The sequence below is a fragment of the Stenotrophomonas acidaminiphila genome (assembly GCF_014109845.1).
Taxonomy (GTDB): Bacteria; Pseudomonadota; Gammaproteobacteria; order Xanthomonadales; family Xanthomonadaceae; genus Stenotrophomonas; species Stenotrophomonas acidaminiphila.
In genome coordinates, this window is the sequence record NZ_CP043567.1 from 1,887,804 (window position 1) to 1,914,686 (window position 26,883).

Annotated in this window: 22 protein-coding genes and 1 tRNA gene; 19 read left to right on the top strand and 4 right to left on the bottom strand. The window is 70.0% G+C overall.

The window, feature by feature from the left end; genetic code table 11:
• Positions 1-61: 61 nt before the first annotated feature.
• The 17 genes from F0P95_RS08630 (at position 62) to F0P95_RS08710 (ending at position 16,039) form a co-directional block, all read left to right on the top strand.
• Positions 62-808 carry a YebC/PmpR family DNA-binding transcriptional regulator gene (locus tag F0P95_RS08630; RefSeq protein WP_056931830.1) on the top strand — a complete coding sequence of 249 codons (747 nt, stop codon included), beginning with the start codon at positions 62-64 and terminating at the stop codon, positions 806-808.
• Positions 809-883: 75 nt separating this feature from the next.
• On the top strand, positions 884-1,405 hold the full coding sequence (gene ruvC, locus F0P95_RS08635; protein ID WP_182336599.1) for a crossover junction endodeoxyribonuclease RuvC: 522 nt from the start codon (positions 884-886) through the stop codon (positions 1,403-1,405).
• A gap of 73 nt (positions 1,406-1,478) precedes the next feature.
• Positions 1,479-2,066 carry a Holliday junction branch migration protein RuvA gene (ruvA, locus tag F0P95_RS08640; protein WP_182336601.1) on the top strand — a complete coding sequence of 196 codons (588 nt, stop codon included), beginning with the start codon at positions 1,479-1,481 and terminating at the stop codon, positions 2,064-2,066.
• Positions 2,067-2,102: 36 nt separating this feature from the next.
• Positions 2,103-4,019 (top strand): potassium transporter Kup, encoded by a 1,917-nt coding sequence (locus F0P95_RS08645; RefSeq protein ID WP_182336603.1) that lies wholly within the window; start codon positions 2,103-2,105, stop codon positions 4,017-4,019.
• A 135-nt stretch (positions 4,020-4,154) separates the two neighbouring features.
• Positions 4,155-5,195, top strand: a complete 1,041-nt coding sequence (gene ruvB, locus F0P95_RS08650) for a Holliday junction branch migration DNA helicase RuvB (protein WP_182336605.1) — start codon at positions 4,155-4,157, stop codon at positions 5,193-5,195.
• Positions 5,188-5,616, top strand: coding sequence for a tol-pal system-associated acyl-CoA thioesterase (gene ybgC, locus F0P95_RS08655; RefSeq protein WP_182336607.1), 429 nt, complete (start codon positions 5,188-5,190; stop codon positions 5,614-5,616). The genes ruvB and ybgC overlap by 8 nt, the downstream gene beginning before the upstream one ends.
• A 10-nt stretch (positions 5,617-5,626) precedes the next feature.
• Positions 5,627-6,403: a protein TolQ gene (tolQ, locus tag F0P95_RS08660; protein ID WP_054663926.1), complete on the top strand. Its 777-nt coding sequence runs from the start codon at positions 5,627-5,629 to the stop codon at positions 6,401-6,403.
• Between the two features lie 37 nt (positions 6,404-6,440).
• The gene (gene tolR, locus F0P95_RS08665) at positions 6,441-6,869 is read left to right on the top strand and encodes a protein TolR (protein ID WP_054663929.1); all 429 of its coding nucleotides are present in this window, start codon (positions 6,441-6,443) and stop codon (positions 6,867-6,869) included.
• The gene (tolA, locus tag F0P95_RS08670) at positions 6,859-7,935 is read left to right on the top strand and encodes a cell envelope integrity protein TolA (protein WP_182336609.1); all 1,077 of its coding nucleotides are present in this window, start codon (positions 6,859-6,861) and stop codon (positions 7,933-7,935) included. Before tolR ends, tolA begins: the two co-directional genes overlap by 11 nt.
• A 175-nt stretch (positions 7,936-8,110) precedes the next feature.
• Positions 8,111-9,430 carry a Tol-Pal system beta propeller repeat protein TolB gene (tolB, locus tag F0P95_RS08675; protein WP_182336611.1) on the top strand — a complete coding sequence of 440 codons (1,320 nt, stop codon included), beginning with the start codon at positions 8,111-8,113 and terminating at the stop codon, positions 9,428-9,430.
• Positions 9,431-9,494: 64 nt separating this feature from the next.
• A complete protein-coding gene (gene pal, locus F0P95_RS08680) occupies positions 9,495-10,013 on the top strand; it encodes a peptidoglycan-associated lipoprotein Pal (protein ID WP_182336613.1) in 519 nt (172 codons plus the stop codon).
• A 3-nt stretch (positions 10,014-10,016) separates the two neighbouring features.
• Positions 10,017-10,811 (top strand): tol-pal system protein YbgF, encoded by a 795-nt coding sequence (gene ybgF / locus F0P95_RS08685; protein ID WP_182336615.1) that lies wholly within the window; start codon positions 10,017-10,019, stop codon positions 10,809-10,811.
• A gap of 95 nt (positions 10,812-10,906) precedes the next feature.
• Positions 10,907-11,608 carry a 7-carboxy-7-deazaguanine synthase QueE gene (gene queE / locus F0P95_RS08690; protein ID WP_182336617.1) on the top strand — a complete coding sequence of 234 codons (702 nt, stop codon included), beginning with the start codon at positions 10,907-10,909 and terminating at the stop codon, positions 11,606-11,608.
• 79 nt (positions 11,609-11,687) lie between these two features.
• On the top strand, positions 11,688-12,353 hold the full coding sequence (gene queC, locus F0P95_RS08695; RefSeq protein ID WP_182336619.1) for a 7-cyano-7-deazaguanine synthase QueC: 666 nt from the start codon (positions 11,688-11,690) through the stop codon (positions 12,351-12,353).
• 153 nt (positions 12,354-12,506) lie between these two features.
• Positions 12,507-12,582, top strand: a tRNA-Lys gene (locus F0P95_RS08700).
• Between the two features lie 146 nt (positions 12,583-12,728).
• Complete coding sequence (locus tag F0P95_RS08705; RefSeq protein WP_182336621.1) at positions 12,729-13,280, top strand: ECF-type sigma factor; 552 nt, start codon at positions 12,729-12,731, stop codon at positions 13,278-13,280.
• Positions 13,280-16,039: a protein kinase domain-containing protein gene (locus F0P95_RS08710; RefSeq protein ID WP_182336623.1), complete on the top strand. Its 2,760-nt coding sequence runs from the start codon at positions 13,280-13,282 to the stop codon at positions 16,037-16,039. The genes F0P95_RS08705 and F0P95_RS08710 overlap by 1 nt, the downstream gene beginning before the upstream one ends.
• 7 nt (positions 16,040-16,046) lie before the next feature.
• On the opposite strand, the gene recQ is transcribed toward F0P95_RS08710, so the two are convergent.
• Positions 16,047-17,852, bottom strand: coding sequence for a DNA helicase RecQ (gene recQ / locus F0P95_RS08715; RefSeq protein WP_182333690.1), 1,806 nt, complete (start codon positions 17,850-17,852; stop codon positions 16,047-16,049).
• A gap of 755 nt (positions 17,853-18,607) precedes the next feature.
• Positions 18,608-19,156 (bottom strand): Dps family protein, encoded by a 549-nt coding sequence (locus F0P95_RS08720; RefSeq protein ID WP_182333692.1) that lies wholly within the window; start codon positions 19,154-19,156, stop codon positions 18,608-18,610.
• 88 nt (positions 19,157-19,244) lie between these two features.
• On the opposite strand from F0P95_RS08720, the gene hrpA reads away from it, so the two are divergent.
• A complete protein-coding gene (hrpA, locus tag F0P95_RS08725; RefSeq protein WP_182333694.1) occupies positions 19,245-23,408 on the top strand; it encodes an ATP-dependent RNA helicase HrpA in 4,164 nt (1,387 codons plus the stop codon).
• Positions 23,409-23,450: 42 nt separating this feature from the next.
• On the opposite strand, the gene F0P95_RS08730 is transcribed toward hrpA, so the two are convergent.
• Together F0P95_RS08730 and F0P95_RS08735 are read right to left on the bottom strand one after the other, a co-directional pair.
• Positions 23,451-23,975 (bottom strand): DUF4124 domain-containing protein, encoded by a 525-nt coding sequence (locus F0P95_RS08730; RefSeq protein ID WP_182333696.1) that lies wholly within the window; start codon positions 23,973-23,975, stop codon positions 23,451-23,453.
• A 91-nt stretch (positions 23,976-24,066) separates the two neighbouring features.
• Complete coding sequence (locus F0P95_RS08735) at positions 24,067-24,579, bottom strand: hypothetical protein (RefSeq protein WP_182333698.1); 513 nt, start codon at positions 24,577-24,579, stop codon at positions 24,067-24,069.
• A gap of 63 nt (positions 24,580-24,642) precedes the next feature.
• Between F0P95_RS08735 and F0P95_RS08740 the strand changes: the two genes are divergently transcribed.
• Entirely contained in the window at positions 24,643-26,805 is a 2,163-nt protein-coding gene (locus F0P95_RS08740; RefSeq protein WP_182333700.1) for a RelA/SpoT family protein, read from the top strand.
• Positions 26,806-26,883 lie beyond the last annotated feature (78 nt).

Consider the following 26,883-nt stretch of genomic DNA (forward strand, 5'->3'; position numbering starts at 1 on the left):
GCGGGGTGCGGGATCGGGTAGAATCCGCCCCTTGTTCCCTACAGATGTACGGTAGATCCCCATGGGTAGAGGTCCTTCCATCGAAGCCCGCAAGAACGCGTCGGACGCGAAGCGTGGCAAGATTTTCACCAAGATCATCCGCGAGATCGGCGTGGCCGCCCGCGGCGGTGGAGGCGACCCCAACAACAACCCGCGGCTGCGCGTGGCCATGGACAAGGGCCTGGCCGCGAACATGTCCAAGGACGTGATCGAGCGCGCCATCAAGAAGGCTACCGGCGAGCTGGAAGGCGTCGAGTACGAGGAAGTGCGCTATGAAGGCTACGCCCCGGGCGGCGTGGCGGTGATCGTCGACTGCCTCACCGACAACCGCGTGCGGACCGTGGCCGACGTGCGCCATGCCTTTTCCAAGTGCGGCGGCAACATGGGCACCGAAGGCTCGGTGGCCTTCATGTTCAAGCGGCTGGGCGTGCTGACGTACGCCCCGGGCGCGGACGAGGCCTCCTCGTTTGAAAGCCGGATCACCGAGGCGGCCATCGAGGCCGGTGCCGACGACATCGTCGTGTACCCGGACGACGGCTCGATCGACGTGGTCACCGCGCCGGAGAACTTCCCGTCGGTGAAGGACGCGATGGAGGCGGCCGGGCTGGCGCCGGACCACGCCGAGATCACCTTCCGCGCCGACAACGACATCGCCGTCGCCGGCGACACCGCGCTGCAGGTGAAGAAGCTGCTGGACATGCTCGAGGACCTGGACGACGTGCAGGACGTGTATTCCAACGTCGACCAGGCCGGGCTGGAGCAGGCCTGACGGCGCGCCTGCGTCCCGTCACGTGAGACGGCGGCCGGCGATGATGGCCGCCGTTTCCTTCCGGCCGCCATGGCAATGACCCGCATCCTCGGCATCGACCCCGGCTCGCAGCGCACCGGCATCGGCATCATCGAGATCGATGCCGCCGGGCGTGCCCGCCATGTCCACCACCAGCCGCTGGTGCTGCTGGGCGCGGCGGATTTCGCCCAGCGCCTGAAGCGGCTGGTGCATGGGGTGCACGCGCTGATCGACGAGTACCGGCCGCAGGAAGTGGCCATCGAGAAGGTGTTCATGGCCAAGAACCCCGATTCGGCGCTCAAGCTCGGCCAGGCGCGCGGCGCGGCGCTGTGCGCGGTGGTGCTGCGCGACCTGCCGGTCAGCGAGTACGCTGCCACCGAGATCAAGCTGGCGGTAGTGGGCCGCGGCGGTGCCGAGAAACAGCAGGTGCAGCACATGGTGGGGTTGATGCTGGGCCTGCAGGGCAGGTTGCAGGCCGACGCCGCCGATGCGCTGGCCGTGGCCATCACCCATGCGCACGTGCGCGCCACGGCCGGACGGCTGGGCGTGGACGTGCGTTCTGCCTGGAGTCGCAAATGACGGTTTTTGTTGGCCACGCCTGTGCATGCCGCGGGCTCCGGCCCGGGGTCCCCGGTTCGCGGAGGGCGTTCCCGTGATCGGTCGCCTGCGTGGCATCCTGGCCCACAAGGCCCCGCCGTGGCTGGTGATCGACGTGGGCGGCGTCGGCTATGAGCTGGAGGCGCCGATGAGCACCTTCTACGACCTGCCCGACATCGGCCGCGAGGTGGTGCTGTTCACCCACTATGCGCAGAAGGAAGACAGCGTGTCGCTGTACGGCTTCCTGCGCGAGGGCGAGCGGCGCCTGTTCCGCGACGTGCAGAAGGTCACCGGCATCGGCGCGAAGATCGCGCTGGCGGTGTTGTCGGGCGCCAGCGTGGACGAGTTCGGCCGCCTGATCCAGGCCGGCGACATCACCGCGCTGACCCGTATCCCGGGCATCGGCAAGAAGACCGCCGAGCGCATGATCGTGGAGCTGCGCGACAAGGCGGCCGACTTTGCCGGTGGCGGCGCGCCGCTGGCCGGGCCGCTGGCCGCCGACCCGGTGTCCGAGGCGACGGTGGCCCTGCAGCAGCTGGGCTACAAGCCGGCCGAGGCGGCGAAGATGGCGCGCGATGCGGCGACCGATGGCGACGACGTCGCCATGGTGATCCGCAGGGCGCTGCAATCGGCGCTGCGCTGACCTGATACCCCCCCTTCATTCCGGGCGACCGAAACCATGTCCCACGCTGCTTCCCCGCCTGCAACCCCGGGCCACCACGGCAAGCCCGGCGCCGCCGCCGGCCTGGCGCTGATCGTCGGCGCCATCGGCGTGGTGTTCGGCGACATCGGCACCAGCCCGCTGTACACGCTCAAGGAGGCGTTCTCGCCGCATTACGGGCTCACCAGCGACCACGACACGGTGCTGGGCGTGCTGTCGCTGGCGTTCTGGGCGCTGATCATGGTGGTCACGCTCAAGTACGTGACCATCATCATGCGCGCCGACAACGATGGCGAGGGCGGCATCATGGCGCTGATGGCGCTGGCCCAGCGCACCCTGCGCAACGGCTCGCGCTCGGCCTACGTGGTCGGCATCCTCGGCATTTTCGGGGCCTCGCTGTTCTTCGGCGACGGCGTGATCACCCCGGCGATCTCGGTGCTGGGCGCGGTCGAGGGCCTGGAGGTCGCCGCGCCCGGGCTCGGCCGGTTCGTGGTGCCGATCACCCTGGTGGTGCTCGCCATCCTGTTCGCCGCCCAGCGTTTCGGCACCGAGAAGGTGGGCAAGGTGTTCGGGCCGGTGATGCTGACCTGGTTCCTGGCGCTGGCGGCGGTCGGCATCTGGAACGTGATCGCCGCGCCCGAGGTGCTCAAGGCCTTCAATCCATGGTGGGCGGTGCGCTTCTTCCTGGAGCACGGCTGGCACGGCGTGTTCATCCTCGGCGCGGTGGTGCTGGCGGTGACCGGCGGCGAGGCGCTGTACGCGGACATGGGCCACTTCGGCGCGCCGCCGATCCGCCACGCCTGGTACTTCTTCGTGCTGCCGTGCCTGATGCTGAACTACCTGGGGCAGGGCGCGCTGGTGCTGCAGCGGCCCGATGCGGTGGCCAACCCGTTCTTCGAGGCGGTGCCGGACTGGGGGCTGTACCCGATGATCATCCTGGCGACCATGGCCGCGGTGATCGCCAGCCAGTCGGTGATCACCGGCGCGTTCTCGGTCGCGCGCCAGGCCATGCAGTTGGGCTACATCCCGCGCATGCGCATCCTGCATACCTCGCACGACACCATCGGCCAGATCTACATCCCCGGCATCAACTGGGGGCTGGCGCTGATGGTGTTCGGGCTGGTGCTGGCGTTCCGCAGCTCCAGCAACCTGGCCGTGGCCTATGGCATCTCGGTATCGGGAACGATGCTGATCGACACCCTGCTGCTGGCGCTGGTGGCGCGCACGCTGTGGCCGCGTGCCCGCCATGGCATCGTCGCGCTGTGCGCGGTGTTCTTCGTCATCGACCTGGGCTTCGTCGTCGCCAACGGCGCCAAGCTGATGCAGGGCGCCTGGTTCCCGGTGGTGCTGGGCATCGCGCTGTTCACGATGATGCGCACCTGGCGCCGCGGCCGCGAGCTGCTGCGCGACGAGGTGCGCAAGGACGGCATCCGCATCGACACCTTCCTGCCCGGGCTGATGCTGGCGCCGCCGGTACGGGTGCCGGGCACGGCGGTGTTCCTGACCGCCGACCCGACGGTGGTGCCGCACGCGCTGATGCACAACCTCAAGCACAACAAGGTGCTGCACGAGCGCAACGTGTTCCTGCACGTGGAAACCCTGCCGGTGCCGTACGCGGCGGCGGGCCAGCGGCTGAAGATCGAGCCGGTCGGCGACGAGTTCTACCGCATCCACGTCCGCTTCGGCTTCATGGAGACGCCGGACGTGCCGTTGGCGCTGATGCGCTCGTGCGACCACGGCGGGGTCTACTTCGATCCGATGGACACCACCTTCTTCGCCAGCCGCGAGACCATCGTCGCTACCGCCAACCGCGGCATGCCGGTCTGGCGCGACAAGCTGTTCGCCTTCATGCACCGCAATGCCGCCCCGGCCAGCAACTTCTTCCGCATCCCCGGCAACCGGCTGGTGGAACTGGGCGCGCAGGTGGAGATCTGATGGGGTCGCGGGCTGCGGCCAGGGCCCGGAAAATACGGGCAGTCCTGGCCGCTTGTGCCTACAATCGCCGCTGATGAACATGCCCGAACGCTTGTCCGCCTTTTCCCGGCCTCCGGCCTCCGGCCCCTGGTCCCCATGACCGACAACCGCATCATTGCCGCCGGCGCCACCCGCGAGGACGACGCCGCCGACGCCAGCATCCGCCCGCGCCGCCTGGCCGACTACCTCGGCCAGGCGCCGGTGCGCGAACAGCTGGACATCTACATCCAGGCGGCCAAGTCGCGCAGCGAGGCGCTGGACCACGTGCTGATCTTCGGTCCCCCCGGGCTGGGCAAGACCACGCTCAGCCACGTGATCGCCAACGAGCTGGGGGTGGGCCTGCGGGTGACCTCCGGGCCGGTGATCGAGAAGGGCGGCGACCTGGCCGCGCTGCTGACCAACCTGCAGCCGTACGACGTGCTGTTCGTGGACGAGATCCACCGCCTGTCGCCGGTGGTCGAGGAAGTGCTGTACCCGGCGATGGAGGACTTCCAGATCGACATCATGATCGGCGAGGGCCCTGCCGCGCGCTCGATCAAGCTCGACCTGCCGCCGTTCACCCTGATCGGCGCCACCACCCGTGCCGGCCTGCTGACCGCGCCGCTGCGCGACCGCTTCGGCATCGTGCAGCGGCTGGAGTTCTATTCGGCCGATGAACTGACCCGCATCGTGCGCCGCTCGGCGACGATCCTCGGCATCGACTGCAGCGCCGAAGGCGCCGGCGAGATCGCGCGCCGCTCGCGCGGCACCCCGCGCATCGCCAACCGCCTGCTGCGGCGCGTGCGCGACTATGCCCAGGTCAGGGCCGGTGGCCATATCGACCAGGCCGTGGCGCAGGCGGCGATGCAGATGCTCAAGGTCGACCCGGAAGGTTTCGACGAGCTGGACCGGCGCCTGCTGCGGACCCTCGTGGAGTACTTCGACGGCGGCCCGGTCGGCATCGAATCGCTGGCCGCGGCGCTGTCCGAGGAGCGTGGCACGCTCGAGGACGTGGTCGAGCCCTACCTGATCCAGCAGGGCTTCCTGGTGCGCACCGCGCGCGGCCGCATGGCCACCCACAAGGCGTACCGGCACATGGGCCTGAAGCCGCGGGCGGCACCGGCCGATCTGTTCGTGGAGCAGCCGGACCATGAGTGAGCTCCGGTTCAGTTGGCCGACACGCATCTACTGGGAAGATACCGACGCCGGCGGCGTGGTCTACCACGCACGCTACGTGGCCTTCATGGAACGCGCGCGCACCGAGTGGATGCGGGCGATGGGCTATGGCCAGGAAGCCATGCGCAGCGGCGACGGGCAGGTGTTCGTGGTCCGCGCGATGACGCTGGATTTCCTCCGGCCGGCGCGGCTGGACGACGCGCTGCTGACCACGGTGGAACTGCTGCAGTGCCGCCGTGCCAGCCTGGTGATCCGCCAGGCGGTGCTGCGCGGCGAGCAGCCGCTGGTGACCGCGCAGGTACGGTTGGCCGCGGTCGGTGCCCGCGACTTCCGCCCGCAGGCCATGGACGACACGCTGTACGCCACGCTCAAACAATTCGAAACCCAACACGCGCAAGACTGAGGAACATCGGATGATCGCTTTGCTTCTGGCCCTGCAGGCCACCGTGACCGAGGCGCTGCCGGCGGACGTCAGCGCCGCCGCGGCGCAGACCGTGGCCGGCGCCAGCCATGGCGGCATCAACTACCTGGACCTGATGCTCAAGGCCAGTATCCCGGTCAAGCTGATCGTGCTGCTGCTGCTGGCCGGCTCGTTCATCAGCTGGGTGATCATTTTCCGCAAGGCGCGCGTGTTCAAGGCCGCCGACCGTGCCGCCGACGACTTCGAGAACCGTTTCTGGTCCGGCGCCGACCTCGCCAAGCTGTATGCCTCTGCCGCCGACCGCAACCGCTCGGTGGACGGGCTGGAGGCGATCTTCGAATCCGGCTTCCGCGAGTACAGTCGCCTGAACGGCCGCCGCGGGCTGGACAGCCGCACCCAGCTGGAAGGCACCCAGCGCGCCATGCGCACCACCTTCGCCCGCGAGGTCGACGGCCTGGAGCGGAACCTGGAACTGCTGGCCAACATCGGCTCCAACGCCCCGTACGTGGGCCTGGTCGGTACCGTGTTCGGCATCATGGTGACCATGCACGACATGATCAGCAGCGGCGAGCAGGCCGGCATCGCCTCGGTCGCGCCGGGCATTTCCGAGGCGCTGTTCGCCACCGCCATCGGCCTGTTCGTGGCGATCCCGGCGACCTGGGCCTACAACCGCTTCACCACCCGCGTGGAACGGCTGTCGGTGCGCTACGAGACCTTCGCCGAGGAGTTCAGCTCGATCCTGCAGCGCCAGTCCGGCGCCGACGAATGATGCGCGCCACGCGCACGAGCCCGCACAGGAACCGCCCATGATTTCCGGCATTTCCCGGCGCAAGCGCCGCAAGCTCAAATCAGAGATCAACGTCGTGCCGTACATCGACGTGATGCTGGTGCTGCTGATCATCTTCATGGTGACCGCGCCGCTGTTGACGCTCAGCTTCGAGGTCGACCTGCCCACCTCGCACGCCAAGGCGCTGGAGGGCAAGCAGGACCCGGTCATCGTCTCGGTGCTGGCCGATGGCCAGTTGAGCCTGAAGCTGCCCGATGCCAAGAACCCCGAGCGCATCGACGCGTCCACGCTGCAGGCGCAGCTGGGCGCGATGGCCGCGCAGGACAAGGGCCTGCGCGTGATCGTGGCCGCCGACCGCGCGGTGGCCTATGAAAAGGTCGTGGCGGCGATGGACGTGATCAAGGCCGCGAAGATCGAGAAGGTGGGCCTGGCGACCGATGCACGCTGACGCTCTGCCGCCGCCGCGCGACCCCGGCAACGAATGGGGCATGCCCGTCGTACTGGCGTTGCTGGTGCACGTGCTGGTCGCGCTGGTGTTCATCATCGCCTGGGTGTGGTCGCCGTCGCGCAGCACCGAGGCTGCCGTGGGCGACCCGGTGGTGGAGGCGAGCCTGCAGCTGTCGGCGGCCGAAGCCGCCGCCGCACGCAGTGCGCTGCGTGCCTCGGAAAAACTGCCGCCGTTGCCCGAGCCGGTGCCGGACGTGCAGCCCGAGCCGGTTCCGGAAGACACCCTGCCGCCGCCGCAGCCGATTCCCGAGCCGCGGCCGCAGGACGCGCCCACGCCGCAGCAGCACAATGCCCAGGAGCGCATCGCCCAGCCGGATACGGTCGACCAGGAGCGGGTCAGCGCGCTGGCCATCTCCGAGGAAAAGGCCAGGCAGGAGCAGGAAGCCAAGCGCCGCCAGGAGCAGATCGACCTGACCGAACGCAAGCGGGTGGAAGAGGCCGAGCAGAAGCTGCGGCTGGCAAAACAGCAGGAAGAGGCCGACCGCCAGAAGAAACTGGCCGACGAGCAGCGCAAGGCCAACGAGGCCAAGGCCGAGCAGGAGCGCCAGCAGAAGATCGCCGAGATCCGCCGCAAGCGCGAGCAGGCCGAGCGCGAGCTCAAGCTGGCCGAGCAGCGCCAGCGCCAGGTGGCCGATGCCCGCGCACGCGCCCAGGCCGCCGCGTCCAGTGCCTCGCCAGCCAGCGGCGCGCCGCAGGCGTCGCCGGGGCAGGGCGGCACCAGCAATGACCTGACCGCCAAGTACGCCGCCGCGATCCAGCAGGCGGTACTCAACCAGTGGGTGCGCCCGGACACGATCCCGCGCGGCCAGCGCTGCCGGCTGACCATCCGCCAGCTGCCCGGCGGCGAGGTGGTCGACGTACAGTTCGCCGCCGGCTGCCCCTACGATGACGCCGGCCGGCGTTCGGTCGAGGCCGCGGTGCTGCGCGCCCAGCCGCTGCCGTACCGGGGTTTCGAGTCGGTGTTCCAGCGCACGCTGAACTTCACATTCGAGGCGCAGGACCGCTGAATCGCGGCGGCTTCACGCCATTCCCGGCACCCTTGGCCGCGCGCTGCAACGGGCTTTTCGCGTGCATTGCAGCGGCCGGGGCTGGATTTCACGGGATTTTCGTTCACGATTGCGAAAATGTTCATCCGCCTGCTGCTATCCCTTACCCCCTGTTCATCCGATCGTTGAGCACCCCATGAAGAAACCGCTTCGCTGGCTGGCCGCCCTGACCGTTCTGCTGTTGCCCCTGGTGGCGATGGCGCAGCAACGGGGGCTGGAGATCGACATCATCGGTGGCAACGCGTCGGCCCTGCCGATCACCGTGGTGCCCATGCCCTACCAGGGCAGCGCCGGTGCGCCGGCCACCGACGTCGCCGCGGTGGTGCGCTCGGACCTGGACCGTTCCGGCCAGTTCCGGACCCTGCCCGAGGCGCAGATCGTGCAGCGCCCGACCCGCGGCAGCGAGGTGCAGTACCCGGCCTGGCGCGCGCTCAAGCAGGACTACCTGGTCGTCGGCCGCGTGCTCGACGCCGGTGCCGGCGCCTACCGCGTCGAGTACGAGCTGTTCGACGTGGCCAAGGGTGAGCGCATGCTCGGCCTGGCGATGACCGCCCGCTCCAACGCGATGCGCGATGTCGCCCACCAGATGGCCGATGCCATCTACGAGAAGATCACCGGCGTGCGCGGCGCGTTCTGGACCCGCATCGCCTACGTCACCGCCAGCGGCCGCGGCGACGCGATGCGCTATGCGTTGATGGTGGCCGATGCCGACGGCTACAACCCGCAGACCATCGTGCGTTCCGCCGAGCCGCTGCTGTCGCCGTCGTGGAGCCCGGACGGCAACCGCCTGGCCTATGTCAGCTTCGAGCGCGGCAATTCGGCGATCTACGTCCAGAACATCTCCACCGGTTCGCGCGACCTGGTCGCCAGCTTCCGCGGCATCAACAGCGCCCCGGCATTCTCGCCGGACGGCCGCCGCCTGGCGCTGACCCTGTCGCGCAGCGGCAATCCGGAGATCTACGTGATGGACCTGGGCAGCAAGCAGCTGACCCAGCTGACCAACCACTTCGCCATCGATACCGAGCCGACCTGGAGCGCCGACGGCAACACCATCTATTTCACCTCCGACCGTGGCGGCCGCCCGCAGATCTACCAGGTGCCGGCCTCCGGCGGCAGCGCCAGCCGCGTGACCTTCCAGGGCAACTACAACGCCAAGGTGACCGTCTCCTATGACGGCAAGAAGCTGGCCATGGCGCAGGGCAGCGGCAACAGCTACCGGATCGCGCTGATGGACAGCAGCCTGGGTTCGCCGCGCTGGAGCACGCTGTCGCCGGGTTCGCTGGACGAATCGCCCAGCTTCGCCCCCAATGCGAGCATGGTGTTGTATGCCGCCCGCGAGGGTGGTCGTGGAGTGCTGTATGCCGTTTCGGCCGACGCGCGGGTCCGCCAGCGCCTGGTCCTGGCAGACGGTGATGTGCGCGAGCCCGCGTGGGGCCCGTACCGCACCGCGCGTTGATAAAATGTTAATATCCGATCCGCATTAAACCCCATCATTGGCTCAGGAGCCTCTAGGTATCGCCATGAACAAGTCCACTCGCGTTCTGCTTGTTTCGCTTCTGTCGGTTGCCGCGCTGGCCGGCTGCTCGAAGAAGGTGAAGGAACAGCCGGCCCAGCCGGCGGTCGACACCACCCCGACCACTCCGTCGACTGGTCCGTCGACCTCCGGCCTGTACGGCCCGGGCGACCTGGACACCGACGCCTGCCTGCGCCAGCGCGTGGTCTACTTCGACTTCGACAAGGAAGAAGTGAAGTCCGAGTTCCAGGCCATCATGGCCTGCCATGCCAAGTACCTGCGTGACCGTCCGTCCTCGCGCATCACCCTGCAGGGCCACACCGACGAGCGCGGCAGCCGCGCCTACAACCAGGCCCTGGGCGAGCGTCGTGGCAATGCCGTGAACTCGGCCCTGCAGGCCAACGGTGGTTCGGCTTCGCAGCTGACCGTCGTGTCCTACGGCGAAGAGCGTCCGGTCTGCACCGAGTCGACCGAGTCCTGCTGGTCGCAGAACCGTCGCGTCGAAATCGTCTACACCGCGCAGTAATCGATGCGTACCGGCATCAAGGCGATGATGCTCGTGGTTGCGGCAGCCCTCGTGGCTGCCGCACCCGCTCATGCCCAGCGGCAGAGCCTGGCCGACCGCGTCGGCGCACTCGAGCAGCAGGTCCAGAACAACCAGGCCAACACCGACATGCTCAACCAGCTGCAGCAACTGCGCAGCGGGATGCAGGCGCTGCAGGCAACGGTCGAGCAGCTCCAGCACGAGAATGAACAGCTCAAGCAGCGCAGCCGGGACCAGTACCTGGACCTGGACGGGCGCCTGAACCGCCTGGAAGGCGGCGCGGAACCGGCACCAGCGCCGGCCGTGCCGGCCCCTTCGGCGGCCAGCCCGGCGGCGGCGGAAAAGCCGCCCACCGTGCGTGGCGATGCCGGCGCGGTTGCCGCGGCCGGCGACGAGCGCAGCGCCTACAACGTGGCCTTCGATGCGCTCAAGGCCGGCAAGTACGACGAATCGGCGCGTCTTTTCCAGGGGTTCCTGGAGCAGTATCCCAGCGGTGTCTACGCCCCCAACGCACTGTACTGGCTGGGCGAGAGCTATTACGCCACCCGCAATTTCCAGCTGGCCGAGGCGCAGTTCCGTGACCTGGTCGCGCGCTATCCGACCCACGACAAGGCCGCTGGCGGCCTGTTGAAGCTGGGCCTGTCCCAGTTCGGCCAGGGCGATGCGGCCAAGGCCGAGCAGACGCTGTCGCAGGTCGTGAGCCGCTTCCCGGGCAGCGATGCCGCGCGGACCGCGCAGGACCGCCTGCAGTCGATCCGGCTCGGCCAACAGATCCGCTGAGTCCGGGCGGCAGTGTTTCCAGGGAGCCGGGCCATGCCCGGCTGCCGTCGTTTACGGCATGGCCGATGCCGTCCGCCCCTCCAGAAGTTCCCGCCATGACCGCCGTTTCCCTTTCCAGCGCCGCCGCCACGCCCAGCGAGATCGTGCAGTCGCCGCTGCCGCGGCTGAAGATCACCGAGATCTTCCTGTCCCTGCAGGGCGAGGCCGACACCGCCGGCTGGCCGACCGTGTTCGTGCGCCTGACCGGTTGCCCGCTGCGCTGCAGCTACTGCGACACCGAGTACGCCTTCCATGGCGGGCAGTGGCGCGATATCGACGACATCGTCGCCGAGGTGCTCGGCCATGGCGTGCGCCACGTCTGCGTGACCGGCGGCGAGCCGTTGGCGCAGAAGCGCTGCCTGGTGCTGCTGCGCGCGCTGTGCGACGCGGGGCTGGAGGTCTCGCTGGAGACGTCCGGCGCGCTGGACATCGGCGGCGTCGATCCGCGCGTGTCGCGCGTGGTCGACCTGAAAACTCCCGGCTCCGGCGAACTGGCCCGCAACCGGCTGGACAACCTGCCGCTGCTGACCGCGCGCGACCAGCTCAAGTTCGTGCTGTGCGACCGCGCCGACTACGACTGGGCCAGGGACATGGTGGCCGCGCAGCGCCTGCACGAGCGCTGCATGGTGCTGTTCTCGCCGTGCAAGGACCGGCTCGATGCGCGGGTCCTGGCCGACTGGATCGTCGCCGACCGCCTGTCGGTGCGCTTCCAGATGCAGTTGCACAAGCTGCTCTGGAACGACGAGCCGGGCAGGTGACCACGGGTACCGCGGTGCCCCTTCCATACCGGCGCGGGACAGCGTGCTGGCGTTCCTCCCCCAACCGGAATATCACTCCATGAAGAAGGCAGTCGTGCTTCTTTCCGGCGGCATGGATTCGGCCGCCGTCGTCGCCATGGCCCAGGAACAGGGCTTCACCGTGCACGCGCTCAGCGTGCGCTATGGCCAGCGCCATACCTCCGAGCTGGATGCCGCCGCACGGGTGGCGCAGGCGCTGGGCGTGGCCGCGCACAAGGTGGTGGATGTCGACCTGCGCAGCATCGGCGGCTCGGCACTGACCGACAACATCGACGTGCCCGACGCCGGTGGCGATGGCATCCCGGTCACCTACGTGCCTGCGCGCAACACCATCATGCTCTCGCTCGCGCTGGGCTGGGCCGAGGTGCTGGGCGCCAATGACATCTTCTGCGGCGTCAACGCGGTGGACTATTCCGGCTACCCGGATTGCCGCCCCGCGTTCGTCGCCGCCTTCCAGGCGCTGGCCAACCTGGCGACCAAGGCCGGCGTGGAAGGCGCGGGCATCCGCGTCCATGCGCCGCTGCAGTACCTGAGCAAGGCGCAGATCGCCAGCGAAGGTGCGCGGCTGGGGGTGGATTTCGGGCTGACCGTGTCGTGCTACCGCGCCGACGCGCAGGGGCGTGCCTGCGGCCATTGCGATGCCTGCCGCCTGCGCGCCGATGGGTTCGCCGCCGCCGGCCTGCCCGACCCGACCCACTACGCCTGAGCGAGGCCGCACCGCGACACGGGTGCCGGATGGCGGGCCGCCCGCGATGCCGTTGTGGCCGATTCGCCGGGTAGAACGCGCGCCGTTCCGAATTCTGTTTTCAGGCATCTTGCGCTAGAATGCCCACCCCGGCGCCATGCCGGGTCTTTGTTTGGGCCGTTAGCTCAGTCGGTAGAGCAGAAGACTTTTAATCTTTTGGTCGAAGGTTCGAATCCTTCACGGCCCACCATGATCAGGCAGAGGTCCCGCACCTCCGGGGCCTGTGTTTTCTTGCAATGGGCGGTGCACGGTTTCTGTGAACTGCGGCAGCTCGCAGCGGCACGGGCCGGCCCTACCATGGAGTTCGTCAGGTTTCACGGCAGCATTGGGGGACGCTTGGGTACCCAGATCACGCAACTCCTGCATCGCTGGCAGGGAGGCGACGCGCAGGCGCGGGAGCAGTTGTTCGAAGCCCTGTATTCGGACCTGATGCTGGTCGCCCGCAACCGCCTGTTCAACGATACCGGCGGCACCCTGCAGCCGGCGGCGCTGGTCAACGAATCGCTGCTGCGCCTGCTGGGTTCGGAAGTGGATTTCAAGGACCGCGCCCATTTCATTGCGGTGGCGGCGCTGAAGATGCGCTCGGTCCTGGTGGACCACCTGCGCGCGCGGGCCGCGGACAAGCGCGGCGGCAACCTCGTCCAGTTGACCCTGTCCCACGCCAGCGACGTTCCCGACGACGACGGCGATGCCTACGACGTGATGGCGCTGCACCAGGCACTGAGCCAGCTGGCCGAACTCGAGCCGCGCGCGGCGAGCATGGTCGAGCTGACCTATTTCGGCGGCATGAGCCGCGATGAGATCGCCATGGTGATGGGGGTTTCGGCACCCACCGTGGACCGCGACCTGCGTTTCGCCAGGGCCTGGCTCAACCGACAGCTGGCCTGATGGCGAACGCGGAGGAGGCGGCGCGTTGGCGCCAGACCCGCGATCTGTTCGATGCCGTCTGCGACCTGCCACGCACGCAGTGGCGGCAGCAGGTGCAGGAGTACTGTGGCGACCCGGCGCTGGCCGAGGAAGTGCTGCAGCTGCTGCATGCGCAGACCCAGGGGCTGAGCCGGATCAGCAGCCGGCTGGACACCGCGCTGGCGCGCGCGCTCACCCCGGAACTGGCGGTGGGCCAGCGGCTGGGGCCGTGGCGGCTGACCGCGCGCATCGCCGGCGGCGGCATGGGCACCGTGTTCAAGGCCGAGCGCGACGACGGCGTCTACCGCCGCACGGTGGCGATCAAGTTGCTGCATGGCATGCCGGGCGCGGGCGAGGTGGAGCGGCTGCAGGCCGAACGGCAGGTGCTGGCCGGGCTCAACCTGCCCGACGTGGCCCAGCTCTACGATGGCGGCACCACGCCCGATGGCTATCCGTACCTGGTGATGGAGTACGTCGAGGGCCTGCCACTGGACCGCCATTGCGCCAGCCATGCGCTGGGCCTGGCGGCGCGGTTGCGACTGTTCCTGGACATCTGCGCGATCGTGCGCTCGGCGCATGAGCGCCTGGTGCTGCACTGCGACCTCAAGCCGGGCAATGTGCTGGTCCGCCCCGATGGCAGGCCGGTGCTGCTCGATTTCGGCCTGGCGCGCCTGCTCAACGATGCGCGCGAGCGTGGCGATGCGGGCTACTGCACGCCCGGCTATGCCAGCCCGGAGCTGGTGAACGGCGGGCCGGTGGGCGTGGCCAGCGATGTGTACAGCCTCGGCGTGCTGCTGGTGGAACTGCTGTCCACGCGCCGCTGCGTACGTACGCTGCAGGACAGCGAGGCCCCGGTGGTCCTGCCTTCGGCCAACGCGCCGCAGGGCCTGCGCTGGCGCAGGGCGCTGCGCGGCGACCTCGATGCCATCGCCGCCCGGGCGTGCGCCCGCGACGTCGCCGCCCGCTACCGTTCGGTGGAGACGCTGATGGCCGACGTGACGCGCTATCTGGAGCGGCGGCCGGTGGCCGCGCGGCAGTCCGGGCGCCTGTACCGGCTGGTGCGCGGCGTGCAACGCAATGGACGTGGCCTGGCGGTCGCGGCGGGCGCGCTGTCGCTTGCGGTGATCTTCGTGGCCGGCCTGGTGCAGGCGCGCCGGCAGGCCGAGGAGGAGGCCGCCATCGCCCACCAGGTCGGCGATTTCATGGTCGGCGTGTTCGAGACCGCCGATCCGTTCCTGCGTACCGAGCGTGGACAGCAGGAGCTGTCCTCGCGGCAGCTGCTGGACAAGGCGGCGCTGCGCGTCTCCCAGGACCTGGCCGATGCGCCGGCACAGTTGGCCCGGATGCGCGCGGTGCTGGGGACGGCGTACCGCAATTCCGGCGTGCCGCGCCAGGCCGACGCACTGCTGCAGCAGGCTTACGACGGTTTCATGGACGCGCGGGTGAATCGTCCGGCGGATGCGGCGGCGGTGCTGGTGGAGCTGTCGCTGCAGAAGACCCAGGGCGGCAACGGTGCGCTGGGCCAGGCGTTGGCCGAGCGCGGCCTCGCGCTGCTGCCGGCGACCGCGGCCACGCCCACCCGGGCGCGGCTGCACGGCGCGCGCGGGCTGGCGCTGGTGAACCAGCAGCAGTTCGACCGCGGCGAGGCCGCCTTCGACACGGCGATGGGCCTGTACGCGAAACTGCCGCACTACAGCGTGGCCAGCGAGAAGCTGGCGCTGTCCTACAACAAGGGACTGATGTACCTGCGCTGGGGGCGGCTGGCGTCGGCCGAGCGCGAACTGCGCCACGTGCTGGGCGGGAGCCAGGGCCGCGGCACCAGCATGGCCCTGGCCGCGGAAATGCGCCTGGCGCAGATCCTGCGCGAGCAGGGACGTTTCGCGCAGGCATTGCCGCTGCTGCAGGCCGGCCTGCGCCATGCCGAGGAACTGTACGGGCCGGAGAGCAGCTTCGTGCTGATGCAGCACGACGGGCTTGCCGACCTGTACCGCGACTGGGGCGATTACGCCGCTGCCGAACAGCAGTACCAGCAGCGCCTGCGCCTGAGCGGGATCATCGACGGCACCGGGTCGGTGGAATACTCGATGGGGCTGTTCAACTATGGCGAACTGCAGGAGCTGCGCGGCGACCTCGCCCAGGCCGAACGGCTCTACCGGCAGGCCTGGGCGATCCGCCGCGAGCGGCTCGGCGGGCAATCGCCCACCAGCCTGCGCGCCGAGTCCGGGCTGGGCGCATTGTTGATGCGCCAGGCGCGCATGGACGAGGCGGGCACGCTGCTGGTGCATGCCGACGCCGGCCTGGACGCGGTGCTGCCGGCGGACGCGCCCGGACGCATCGAGGCGCGGCTGAACCGCATCGACTGGCACATCCTGCGCGGCGATACCGCGCAGGCGCAGGTGTTGCTGCGGCAACTGGGCGGGCAGGTGCCGGCGCGCCTGCAGCTGCGCCTGCTGCGCGCCCGCGCGGACCTGGCCGAACGCCGCGGCGAAGGCGCGGCAACGCTGGCGCTGCGCCGTACCGCGCTGGAATACGCGCGTTCGCTGCACGGCAACGACCGGGTCGAAACCGCGACCTGCCACCTCGACCTGGCCGAAACGCTGCTGCGGCTGGGCCATCGCCAGCCGGCGCTGGACGCCCTGCGGCAGGCGGCGCCCGCGCTCGAGAGCCGCCTGCTCGCGGGTGCACCCGCGCGGCGCAGGCTCGATGGCCTGCGGCTGCTGGCCCGCGGCGGGCAGGGGTGAGCGCGGCCTAGCCCTGCTCGCGCACGATCTCCACCAGCCGCTGCCCGTAGCGCGACAGCTTGCTGCCGCCGATGCCGCCGACCCGGCCCAGCGCGTCGAGGCTGGTCGGGCGCTGTTCGGCGATGTTGCGCAGGGTGCTGTCGTGGAAGATGACGAACGCCGGCACGTTCTGTTCGCGTGCCAGTTCGGCGCGCAGGTCGCGCAGCGCGTTGAACAGCGCCAGGTCCTGCGGCTGCACCGCCACGCCGGTGCGCGGCGTGCTGCTGCGGTCGCGCTCGCCGCGGGTGGCAGGCGGTTCGCGGCGCATCATCACCTGGCGGCGGCCCTTGAGCACGTCGCGGCTGGCGTCGGTCAGGCGCAGGCCGCCGTGCGCTTCGGGGTCCACCTGCAGCAGGCTGGCGGCGACCAGTTGCCGGAACACGCCGCGCCAGTTGCGTGAGTCCAGCTCCTTGCCGATGCCGAAGGTGCTGAGCGTGTCGTGCCCCAGCTGGCGGATGCGTTCGCTTTCGCTGCCGCGCAGGATGTCGATCAGGTGGCCGACGCCGAAGCGCTGGCCGCTGCGGTAGACGCAGCTCAGGGCCTTCTGCGCGGGGATGGTGGCGTCCCAGGCGGCCGGCGGGGTCAGGCAGTTGTCGCAGTTGCCGCAGGGCCGCGGATAGGTCTCGCCGAAGCCGGCCAGCAGCACCTGGCGGCGGCACTGCATCGACTCGCAATAGCCGAGCAGGTGGTCGAGCTTGGCGCGTTCCAGGTGCTTGCGCTCCTCGCCGGCTTCGCCCTGCTCGATCATCTGCTTGAGCAGCACCACGTCGCCCAGCCCGTAGCACAGCCATGCTTCGGCCGGCTCGCCGTCGCGGCCGGCGCGGCCGGTTTCCTGGTAGTAGCCTTCCATCGACTTGGGCAGGTCGGTATGCGCGACGAAGCGCACGTCCGGTTTGTCGATGCCCATGCCGAAAGCGATGGTGGCGCACATCACCACGCCGTCCTCGCGCAGGAAGCGGCGCTGGTTGGCCGCGCGCACCTCGGCCGGCAGGCCGGCGTGGTAGGGCAGGGCGTCCAGGCCTTCGCCGCGCAGCATGTCGGCGGTCTCCTCGACCTTGCGCCGCGACATGCAGTAGACGATGCCGGCCTCGCCGCGGTGGCCGCGCAGGAAATCCAGCAGCTGGCGCCGGGCGTTGTCCTTCTGCACCACCATGTAGCGGATGTTGGGCCGGTCGAAGGAACTGATGAAGTGCTCGGCCTGCGCCAGGTCCAGGCGCTCGGCGATCTCGCGCTGGGTGGGCGGATCGGCGGTGGCGGTCAGGGCGATGCGCGGCACCTGCGGCCAGCGCTCGTGCAGCACCGTCAGCTGCCGGTATTCGGGGCGGAAATCGTGGCCCCACTGCGATACGCAGTGGGCCTCGTCGATCGCGAACAGGGCGATGCGGCTGCGCTCGAGCAGCGACAGGAAGCGCCCGGTCAGCAGGCGCTCGGGCGCGACGTAGAGCAGGTCCAGGCTGCCGTCCAGCAGCTCGCGCTCGACCCGGCCGGCGGTCTCGGCGTCCAGCGTGGAATTGAGGAACTCGGCACGTACGCCGACCTGGCGCAATGCCTCGACCTGGTCCTGCATCAGCGCGATCAGCGGTGAGACGACAATGCCGCAGCCCTCGCGCAGCAGGGCCGGCACCTGGTAGCACAGCGACTTGCCGCCGCCGGTGGGCATCAGTACCAGCGCGTCGTTGCCGGCGGTGACGTGTTCGACGATGGCCTGCTGGTTGCCGCGGAAGGCGTCGTAGCCGAAGACGCGCTTCAGCAGTTCGTGGGCGGGGGAAGACATGCCGCCTAGGATAACTGCCCGGTCAAGCCCGGCCGCCCGCTCGCACCCCGTGTCCGCGTCGGGAAAACCGGGGCATGTTCATGTTCGGCGCAGGGCACGAGGCGGCGCGCCTGCACGCGTTACCGCACCGGACCGGAACATCGGCCATCCTGCGCACCCGCCGGCCCATCCGGACAAGCGCCCGCTTCAGTACAGGGGGCGCGCCGACGGCGGGGGGATCTGGCAGGCGGATGAAGCAGGGTCCGGGGGTGCGCCGTGCGCAACCCTGCAAAACCGCAGGGCGAACGCCCGAAGGTTTACTGCGATCACGCCCATGATCCCGCTGGAGAACAGCCCCCTTGAGTAAAGGGGGCGCGCCGGAGGCGGGGGGATCTGGCAGGCGGATGAAGCAGGGTCCAGGGGGGCGCCGCGCGCAACCCTGGAAAACCGCAGGGCGAACGCCCGAAGGTTTACTGCGACCACGCACATGATCCCTCTGGAGAACAGCCCCCTTGAGTAAAGGGGGCGCGCCGGAGGCGGGGGGATCTGGCAGGCGGATGAAGCAGGGTCCAAGGGTGCGCCGCGCGCAACCCTGGAAAACCGCAGGGCGAACGCCCGAAGGTCTACTGCGACCACGCACATGATCCCGCTGGAGAACAGCCCCCTTGAGTAAAGGGGGCGCGCCGGAGGCGGGGGGATCTGGCAGGCGGATGAAGCAGGGTCCAGGGGTGCGCCGTGCGCAACCCTGGAAAACCGCAGGGCGAACGCCCGAAGGTTTACTGCAGCAGCGAGCGCAGCATCCAGGCGTACTTTTCGTGGGTCTGCAGGCGCTGGGTCAGCAGGTCCTCGCTGGGAGCGTCGCCCGCCTTCCCGGCCTGTTCCAGGACCCTGCGCGCGGTCCGGCACACCGCTTCATTGCCCTGTACCAGCTGCCGCACCATCTCGCGCCAGTCGGCGCTGTCGGTCAGCCCCGGTTCCTCGGCGATGGAGGTCAGCGCGACGAACTCGCGGTACGAGCCGGGGGCGTTGAAGCCCAGTGCGCGGATGCGTTCGGCGATCTCGTCCAGCGCGGTCCATTGTTCGGTGTACTGCGCCTCGAACATGGTGTGCAGGGAATTGAACATCGACCCGGTGACGTTCCAGTGGAAGTTGTGGGTCTTCAGATACAGCGTGTAGGCGTCGGCGAGGAAGTGCGACAGACCGTCGGCGACCTTCTTGCGATCGGCGTCCTTGATCCCGATATCGATGCCCGGCGCCGACGGCGCGGAGGCGGCCAGCTTCTTCTTGCCGGCTTCGGGTTTGCTGCTGTTCTTGGCCTTGGCCATGACGCTTTACTCCTTGTCGGGTTGAATGGCTTCACAATAGCGCCATCGGGACCATACCGGTATTTCAAGTTTTCTCGTTGAACGATTGATGAGCGCTATCGAAAAGGACACTGCCGCGCGCCTGCGCGAAGCCCGCACGGCCATCGACGGGGCGATGAGCCGCGACCGCGGGCGACTGCTCGGGCTGTGGTCGCGCTGGCAGGGCCTGCCGGCCGATGCCGCCGCCGAAGCGGCGTTCCGCGGCCTGCTGGAACAGTCCCGGGGCCAGCGCCGGCGGCGTGCGGCGCAGCCGGTCGCGATCAGCATGGACGACGCGCTGCCGATCGCGCGTGAAGCCGAGCGGATCACCGCGCTGATCCGCGACCACCAGGTGGTGGTGATCGCCGGCGAGACCGGTTCGGGCAAGACCACCCAGCTGCCCAAGCTGTGCCTGGCCGCCGGGCGCGGCGAGGCCGGCATGATCGGCTGCACCCAGCCGCGGCGCATCGCCGCGCGCGCGGTGGCCACCCGCGTGGCCGAGGAACTGGGCAGCGAACTGGGCACGGTGGTCGGCTACCAGGTGCGCTTCACCGACAAGGTCGGCGAGGACAGCCGCATCAAGTTCATGACCGACGGCATCCTGCTGGCCGAGATCGCGTCCGACCGCTGGCTGTCGCGTTACGACACGCTGATCATCGACGAGGCGCACGAACGCAGCCTCAACATCGATTTCCTGCTCGGCTATCTCAAGCAGCTGCTGCGCCGGCGCCCGGACCTGAAGCTGGTGGTGACCTCGGCGACCATCGACACCGAGCGTTTCTCGCGTCATTTCGACGATGCGCCGGTGGTCAGCGTCGAGGGCCGCACCTACCCGGTGGAAGTGCGCTACCGGCCGCTGGACGAGGCGCGGCCGGCGCCGGTGGCAGAGGGCAGGGGCGGTGGACGCGGGCGCGGCGACGATGCCGACTCGGACCCGGTGTCGGTCAATGACGCCATCGTCGCCGCGGTCGACGAGATCACCCGCCTGGATCCGCGCGGCGACGTGCTGGTGTTCCTGCCCGGCGAGCGCGAGATCCGCGACGCGCACCAGGCGCTGGAACGGCGCAAGTACCGCGAGACCGAGGTGCTGCCGCTGTACGCGCGGCTCTCGGCCAAGGACCAGGACCGGGTGTTCAACCCGGGGCCGAAGCGGCGCCTGGTGCTGACCACCAACGTCGCCGAGACCTCGCTGACGGTGCCGCGCATCCGGTACGTGGTCGATCCGGGCTACGCCCGGGTCAAGCGCTACAGCCCGCGGCAGAAGCTGGACCGGCTGCACATCGAACCGGTGTCGCAGGCCAGCGCCAACCAGCGCAAGGGCCGCTGCGGGCGCATCGCCGAGGGCGTGTGCTACCGCCTGTACGCCGAGGCTGATTTCCAGGCGCGCCCGGAATTCACCGATCCGGAGATCCGCCGTTCCTCGCTGGCCGGGGTGATCCTGCGCATGCTGCAGCTGGGCCTGGGGCGGATCGAGGATTTCCCGTTCCTGGAGCCGCCGGACGAACGCGCGGTCGCCGACGGCTGGCAGCAGCTGGCCGAGCTGGGCGCGATCGACGGCGAGCGCAAGCTCACCGCCATCGGCCGGCAGATGGCGCGGTTGCCGGTGGACGTGAAGCTGGCGCGCATGCTGGTGGCCGCGCAGAAGGCCGGCTGCCTGCACGAGATGCTGGTGATCGCTTCCTTCCTGGGCATCCAGGACCCGCGCGAACGGCCGCCCGAGGCGCGCGAGGCCGCCGACAACGCGCATGCGGCCTTCGCCGACCCGCGTTCGGAATTCCTCGGCATCCTGCGCCTGTGGGAGGGCTACCGGGCCGCGCACGAAGACCTGACCCAATCCAAACTGCGCGACTGGTGCGGCCGGCATTTCCTCGGCTTCCTGCGCATGCGCGAATGGCGCGAACTGCACCGCCAGCTGCGCCTGCTGTGCGAGGAGCTGGGCTGGGACAGCAGCAGCGATGGCGCCTTCGGCACGGCGCTGCTTGCCGCGCCGGCCGCGCTGCCGGCAGGCGGCGATGGCGAAGCCAGGCGCAAGGCCACGCGCGGCGAACTGCACAAGGCGGCGCGGCTCGCACGCGAAGGCGCGAAACCGGCGCAATCGGTGGCCGGGCCGGATGTCCCGGGGTCCGGCGCAGCCGCCCGGCCAGGCAAGGCAAAGACCGACTCCGCCCCCGGTTCCGCCGCGGTACCGGAGAAGGTGCGGGTGGCGGCCTACCAGGCGCTGCACCGGGCGATCCTCGCCGGGCTGCCGACGCAGATCGGCCACCGTACCGAGAAGGGCGACTTCCAGGCGCCGCGCCAGCGCCGCTTCCACCTGTTCCCGGGCTCGGCGCTGGCCAGGCGGCCGCCGCCGTGGGTGCTGAGCGCGACCCTGCTCGATACCCAGCGCGTATGGGGCCTGACCAACGCCGCCATCGAGCCGGACTGGGCGATCGCCGAGCTGCCGCACCTGCTGGCGCGCAAGCATTTCGACCCGCACTGGTCGCATGCCCAGGGCCAGGTGCTGGCGGCCGAGCAGATCAGCCTGTTCGGGCTGGTGCTGGCGCCGCGCAAGCCGGTGCATTACGGCCGCATCAACCCGTGCGAAGCGCACGACATCTTCGTGCGGCAGGCGCTGGTCACCGGTGAGATCAACACCCGTGCCGGCTTCGTCGCCGACAACCTCAAGGTGCTGGAGCAGGCGCGCGAGGAGGAAGCCAAGCTGCGCCGCGCCGGCATCGTCGCCGACGAGGACTGGCAGGCGCGCTGGTACCTGGACCGCATTCCGGCCGATATCCATTCGGCCAGTGGGCTGGATGCCTGGTGGAAGGCGTTGCCGCCCGGGCAGCAGCGCACGCTGCGCTGGTCGCTGACCGACCTGCTGCCGGGCGAAGGCAGCGAGCAGGAGCGGTATCCGAAATATTTCGCGCTGGGCGATGCGCGGCTGGCGATGCATTACCGCTTCGAGCCCGGCGCGGCGGACGACGGCGTCACCCTCGACGTGCCGCTGCACCTGCTCAATGCGCTGGACCCGGCGCGGCTGTCATGGCTGGCGCCGGGCTTCGTCGCCGACAAGGCCGCGGCAATGATCCGCAGCCTGCCCAAGGCGATGCGCCGCAACTACGTGCCGGCGCCGGACTTCGCCCACGCCTTCTTCGAGGCATGGCCGCAGCCCTCGGCCGACGACATCCGCGGTGAACTTGCGCGGTTCCTGTCGAAAGCCACCGGCGCGGCGGTGGCCGCCACCGATTTCGACGAGGCGGCGCTGGAGCCGCACCTGCGCATGAACCTGCGCCTGGCCGATGCCGAGGGCCGGCTGCTGGCGATGTCGCGCGATCTCGATGCGCTGCGCGCACGCTTCGGCGAGCGCGCCGGGCAGGCGTTCGCGGCGCGTGCCGGCAAGGCGCTGGCTGCCGAGGGGCTGCGCGAATTCCCGGCCGGCGCCATTCCCGGGCAGGTGCCCGGCGAAGCCGGCGTGCCGGCGTATCCGGCGCTGGTCGATACCGGCGAGACGGCGGCGCTGCGCATCTTCGCCGACCGCAACGCGGCGCTGCTGGCGCATCCGGGCGGGGTGCGGCGCCTGCTGGAAATCGCCCTGGCCGACAAGGTCAAGCAGGCCCGCAAGCAGTTGCCGGTATCGCCCAAGACCGGGTTGCTGTATGCGGCCATCGAATCGCAGGAAAGGCTGCGCGGCGACCTGGTCGATGCGGCCATGAACGCGGTGCTGGCCGATGGCCTGGGCGAGATCCGCTCGGCGGAGGCTTTCGAGCTGCGCCGTGCCGATGCCGGCAAGCGCCTGTTCGGCGAAGCGATGGAGCGGCTGCGCCTGGCCGAGACCATCCTCGGCCTGGTGGGCGAGCTCAAGCCGCTGCTGGAAGCGCCGTTGATGGGCTGGGCGCGCGGCAACCTCGACGACATGGAACGGCAGCTGGCGTCGCTGGTCCACGCCGGCTTCCTGCGACAGACCCCCGCCGACGCGCTGGCGCAGTTCCCGCGCTACCTGAAGGCGATGATCCTGCGCAGCGAACGCGCCAAGCGCGACCCGCCGCGCGACCAGGCGCGCATGCTTGAGCTCAAGCCCTTCGTCGATGCGCTGGAGGAGGCGCGGCTGCAGGGTCAGGCCGCGCACCCGCAATGGTCGGCGCTGCGCTGGGACATCGAGGAACTGCGGGTATCGCTGTTCGCGCAGGAACTGGGCTTCCGCTCCGGCATCTCGCCGAAGAAGCTGGCGCAGCGGGTCGCTTCACTGCGTGGTTGACCCCCTCGGCCGGGCCCGCCCGGCGGCGGGCCGCATCGGCCTCTACGGTGTCGCCGCGCGGTGCTGCTCGACGCAGCGCCTGCGTGCGGCGTTGACCTGGTCGTGGGCATAGGCATGCTCGCGGCCGATGGCGCGGCGCAGGTTGTCCATGCGCGCCTCCAGCGCCTGGGTGCGCTTGGCGTCGGACGCGTTGTCGAGCTGCTCGCCGAGCATCGCCATCTGCTGCTGGTAGGTCGCCACGCGGTCGTTGGAGGGCCCATAGATCGATGCGGTCGCGTTGGCGATGCACGCGCGCTCGGCGCTGCGATCCAGTTCCGCCGGTGCCGGCGGCGGCGGGCTGCCGCTCTCGCGCAGCGGCGACGGTTCCGGCTCGCCGGCTTCCATGGGCGGCGCCGGCGGTGGCGCTGCCGGCAGGCGCTCGCTGCGCAGCTTCATGGGCTGCGCGTTGGCGTCGCAGGGGTGCTCGGAATAGGCGGTTTCCCCGGACTTTCCCTTGCATTTGTAGACCTGGGCCGATGCTCCTGCCGGCAGCAGGAACAGCAGCATGAGCAACAGCAGGGCAGGCATGGCAGGCATGGCGGACCGGGGCAGGGTGCGGGCGCCGCGGTTCGCGGCGCCAGGGGGCGCCCGCCAGGGCGGGCGCATGGATGGACGCAGGTTACTTGGTGCGGCGTACCTTGGCGCGGGTATTGAGCCCGTCGACCTGCAGGTACCACACCCCCATCAGCCCGGGGCTGATCTGTACCCCCGGCGCCTGCTTGCGGATGCCGGAGGCGCGGGCGTCGTCGGTCTGTTCCCATACCTGGCCGTTGTCCAGGGTGTACTGCCGGCCCTTGCCGAAACCGTTGAATTCGCCGACCAGCGTGGCCTTGATCGGCTCGCTGGAGCCGAAATCGAAGAAGCCGCGGTTCTTCACGATCACTTCCTGTCGGCCTTCCTCGCGCGCCTGTTCCAGCGCGGTGGCGGTGGCATTGCGCACCTTGCCCTGCAGCCAGGCGTTGAGCGTGGCCAGCTCGTCGGGCGAGAGCTTGTCCAGGCCGGCGGCCTTGAACTCGGCGGTGGACATCTGCTGCTGCAGGTCGCCTTCGACGACGCGTTGCGCCTGGGCGGCGAAGGCCGGCGCGAGCAGCAGGGTGGCGGTGAGCAGGAGGGAAAGGCGCGACGGCTGCATGGGCGATTGTTCCCGTGGATGGTTGGGCGCTAGTGTAGGGGCATCCGCCCGCCATCAACCGCTGTGAACCGTTCTTCCCTCTCCGGCCTGGATGCCCTGCTGCAACGCCCGTCCTGTGGCGCCCTTTCCGATCCGCTGCGGGAGGCGCTGCTGGCTGCCTGGCGGCAACCCGGGACCGACACCCAGCCGCGGCTGCCGTGGCCGGTACTGGCCGACACGCTCGATGCGCTGGCCCTGCTGTCCGCCGACGAGGCGGTGATCGCCGCCGCGCTGCTGTTCGATCTGCCCGGCCTGCGCGCACGCCTGGTGGAACTGCCGCTGGGCAACGCCGCGGCCGCGGTGCGCGGGTTGCTCGACGGGCAGGACGCCGCCGACCAGGTGTGGGCGCTGCACGCCGGGCGCGAGGCCGGGCGCAACAGCGAAGGCCTGCGCCGGCTGCTGCTGTCCATCGTCCACGACCTGCGCGTGGTGCCGGTGCTGCTGGCGCGGCAACTGGCCTGCATGCGCGCGGCCGACCGCAGCCCCGAGGAACAGCGCCGCGCGCTGGCGCAGCTGACCCGCGACATCCACGCGCCGCTGGCCAACCGGCTGGGCATCTGGCAGTTGAAGTGGGAGCTGGAGGACCTGGCGTTCCGCTTCCTGGAACCGGATACCTACCGCCACATCGCACGCGAAGTGGACGAAACCCGGCTGGCGCGCGAGCGCTACGTCGAAGCGGTCAAGCGGCGCCTGTCGGCGGCACTGGGCGAGCACGGCATCCGCGCCGAGGTCAGCGGCCGGCCCAAGCACATCTACAGCATCTGGCGGAAGATGCAGAAGAAGAAGCTGGCCTTCGAGCAGCTCTACGACCTGCGCGCGGTGCGGGTGATGGTGGACGACGTGGCCGCCTGCTATGCCGCGCTGGGCGTGGTGCACGCGCTGTGGACGCCGATCCCCAGCGAATTCGACGACTACATCGCCCGGCCCAAGGCCAACGACTACCGCTCGCTGCATACCGCGGTGATCGGCCCGGAAGGGCGCACCGTGGAGGTGCAGATCCGCACCCACGAGATGCACGCGCAGGCCGAACTGGGCGTGGCCGCGCACTGGAAGTACAAGGAGGGCGGCAAGGGCGCGGAGAAGGCCTTCGACCGCAAGATCACCTGGATGCGGCAGTTGCTGGAGCAGGCGCAGGACGCGGCCAATCCCGAGGACCTGGCCGGTGCGCTGGATGCCGAGCTGATCGAGGACCGGGTCTACGCGCTCAGTCCCAAGGGCGAGGTGATGGACCTGCCGGCCGGCGCCACGCCGCTGGATTTCGCTTACCACGTCCATACCATGGTCGGGCACCGTTGCCGCGGCGCCAAGGTCAACGGCCGCATCGTGCCGCTGACCTACCGCCTGCGCAGCGGCGACCGGGTCGAGATCATGACCGCCCGCGACGCCGACCCGCGCCGTGACTGGCTGCTGCCGGCCAACGGCTTCCTCGCCAGCAGCCGTTCGCGCGAGAAGGTCCGTACCTGGTTCCACAAGCTCGACCGCGCGCGCAACGTGCAGGCCGGGCGCGAACTGCTGGACCGCGAGCTCAAGCGGCTGGGCCTGCAGCAGGCCGACCTGATGCTGGCGGCCAGGCGCTTCCATGCCGACAGCGTCGATGACCTGTACATCCAGGTCGCGCTTGGCGACACCGGGCCCAGCCAGGTCAGCCGCGCGTTGCTGGAAGCGGAGAAGGAGAAGCACCAGCCGGCCGCGGCCGCGCCGCCGCTGCCGCGGCCGACCGCGCGCCGCGAGGGCATCGGCCGTTCCGATTTCACCGTGCAGGGCGTGGGCAACCTGCTGGTGCAGCTGGCGCGCTGCTGCCAGCCGGTGGCCGGCGAGCCGATCACCGGCTACCTCACCCGTACCCGCGGCGTCACCGTGCACCGCGCCGATTGCCCGGCGCTGGCGCGGCTGTCGGCCGCGCACCCCGAGCGCGTGCTGCCGGTGGAGTGGGGCCGCGCCGGCGCGGGCTACGAGGTGGACGTGATGGTCCGCGCCATGGACCGGCGCTGGTTGCTGAAGGACATCACCAACCTGATCGCGCAGGAGGACGCCTACGTGCTCAACATCAACAGCGACCCGCTGCGCGACAGCGGCCGCATGCAGCTGCGGTTGCGGCTGAAGGTGAGCGACTACGGCCAGTTGTCCACGCTGCTGGGCAAGCTCGACGCCTTGCCCGGGGTGGACGAAGCGCGGCGCATGGGGTGAGGCCGGCGTCGCCGGCGAGATCATGGCGGGCTGCTAGGCTGGCCGCATGCACAAGGCCCATTCCCGCCTGCCCAGATG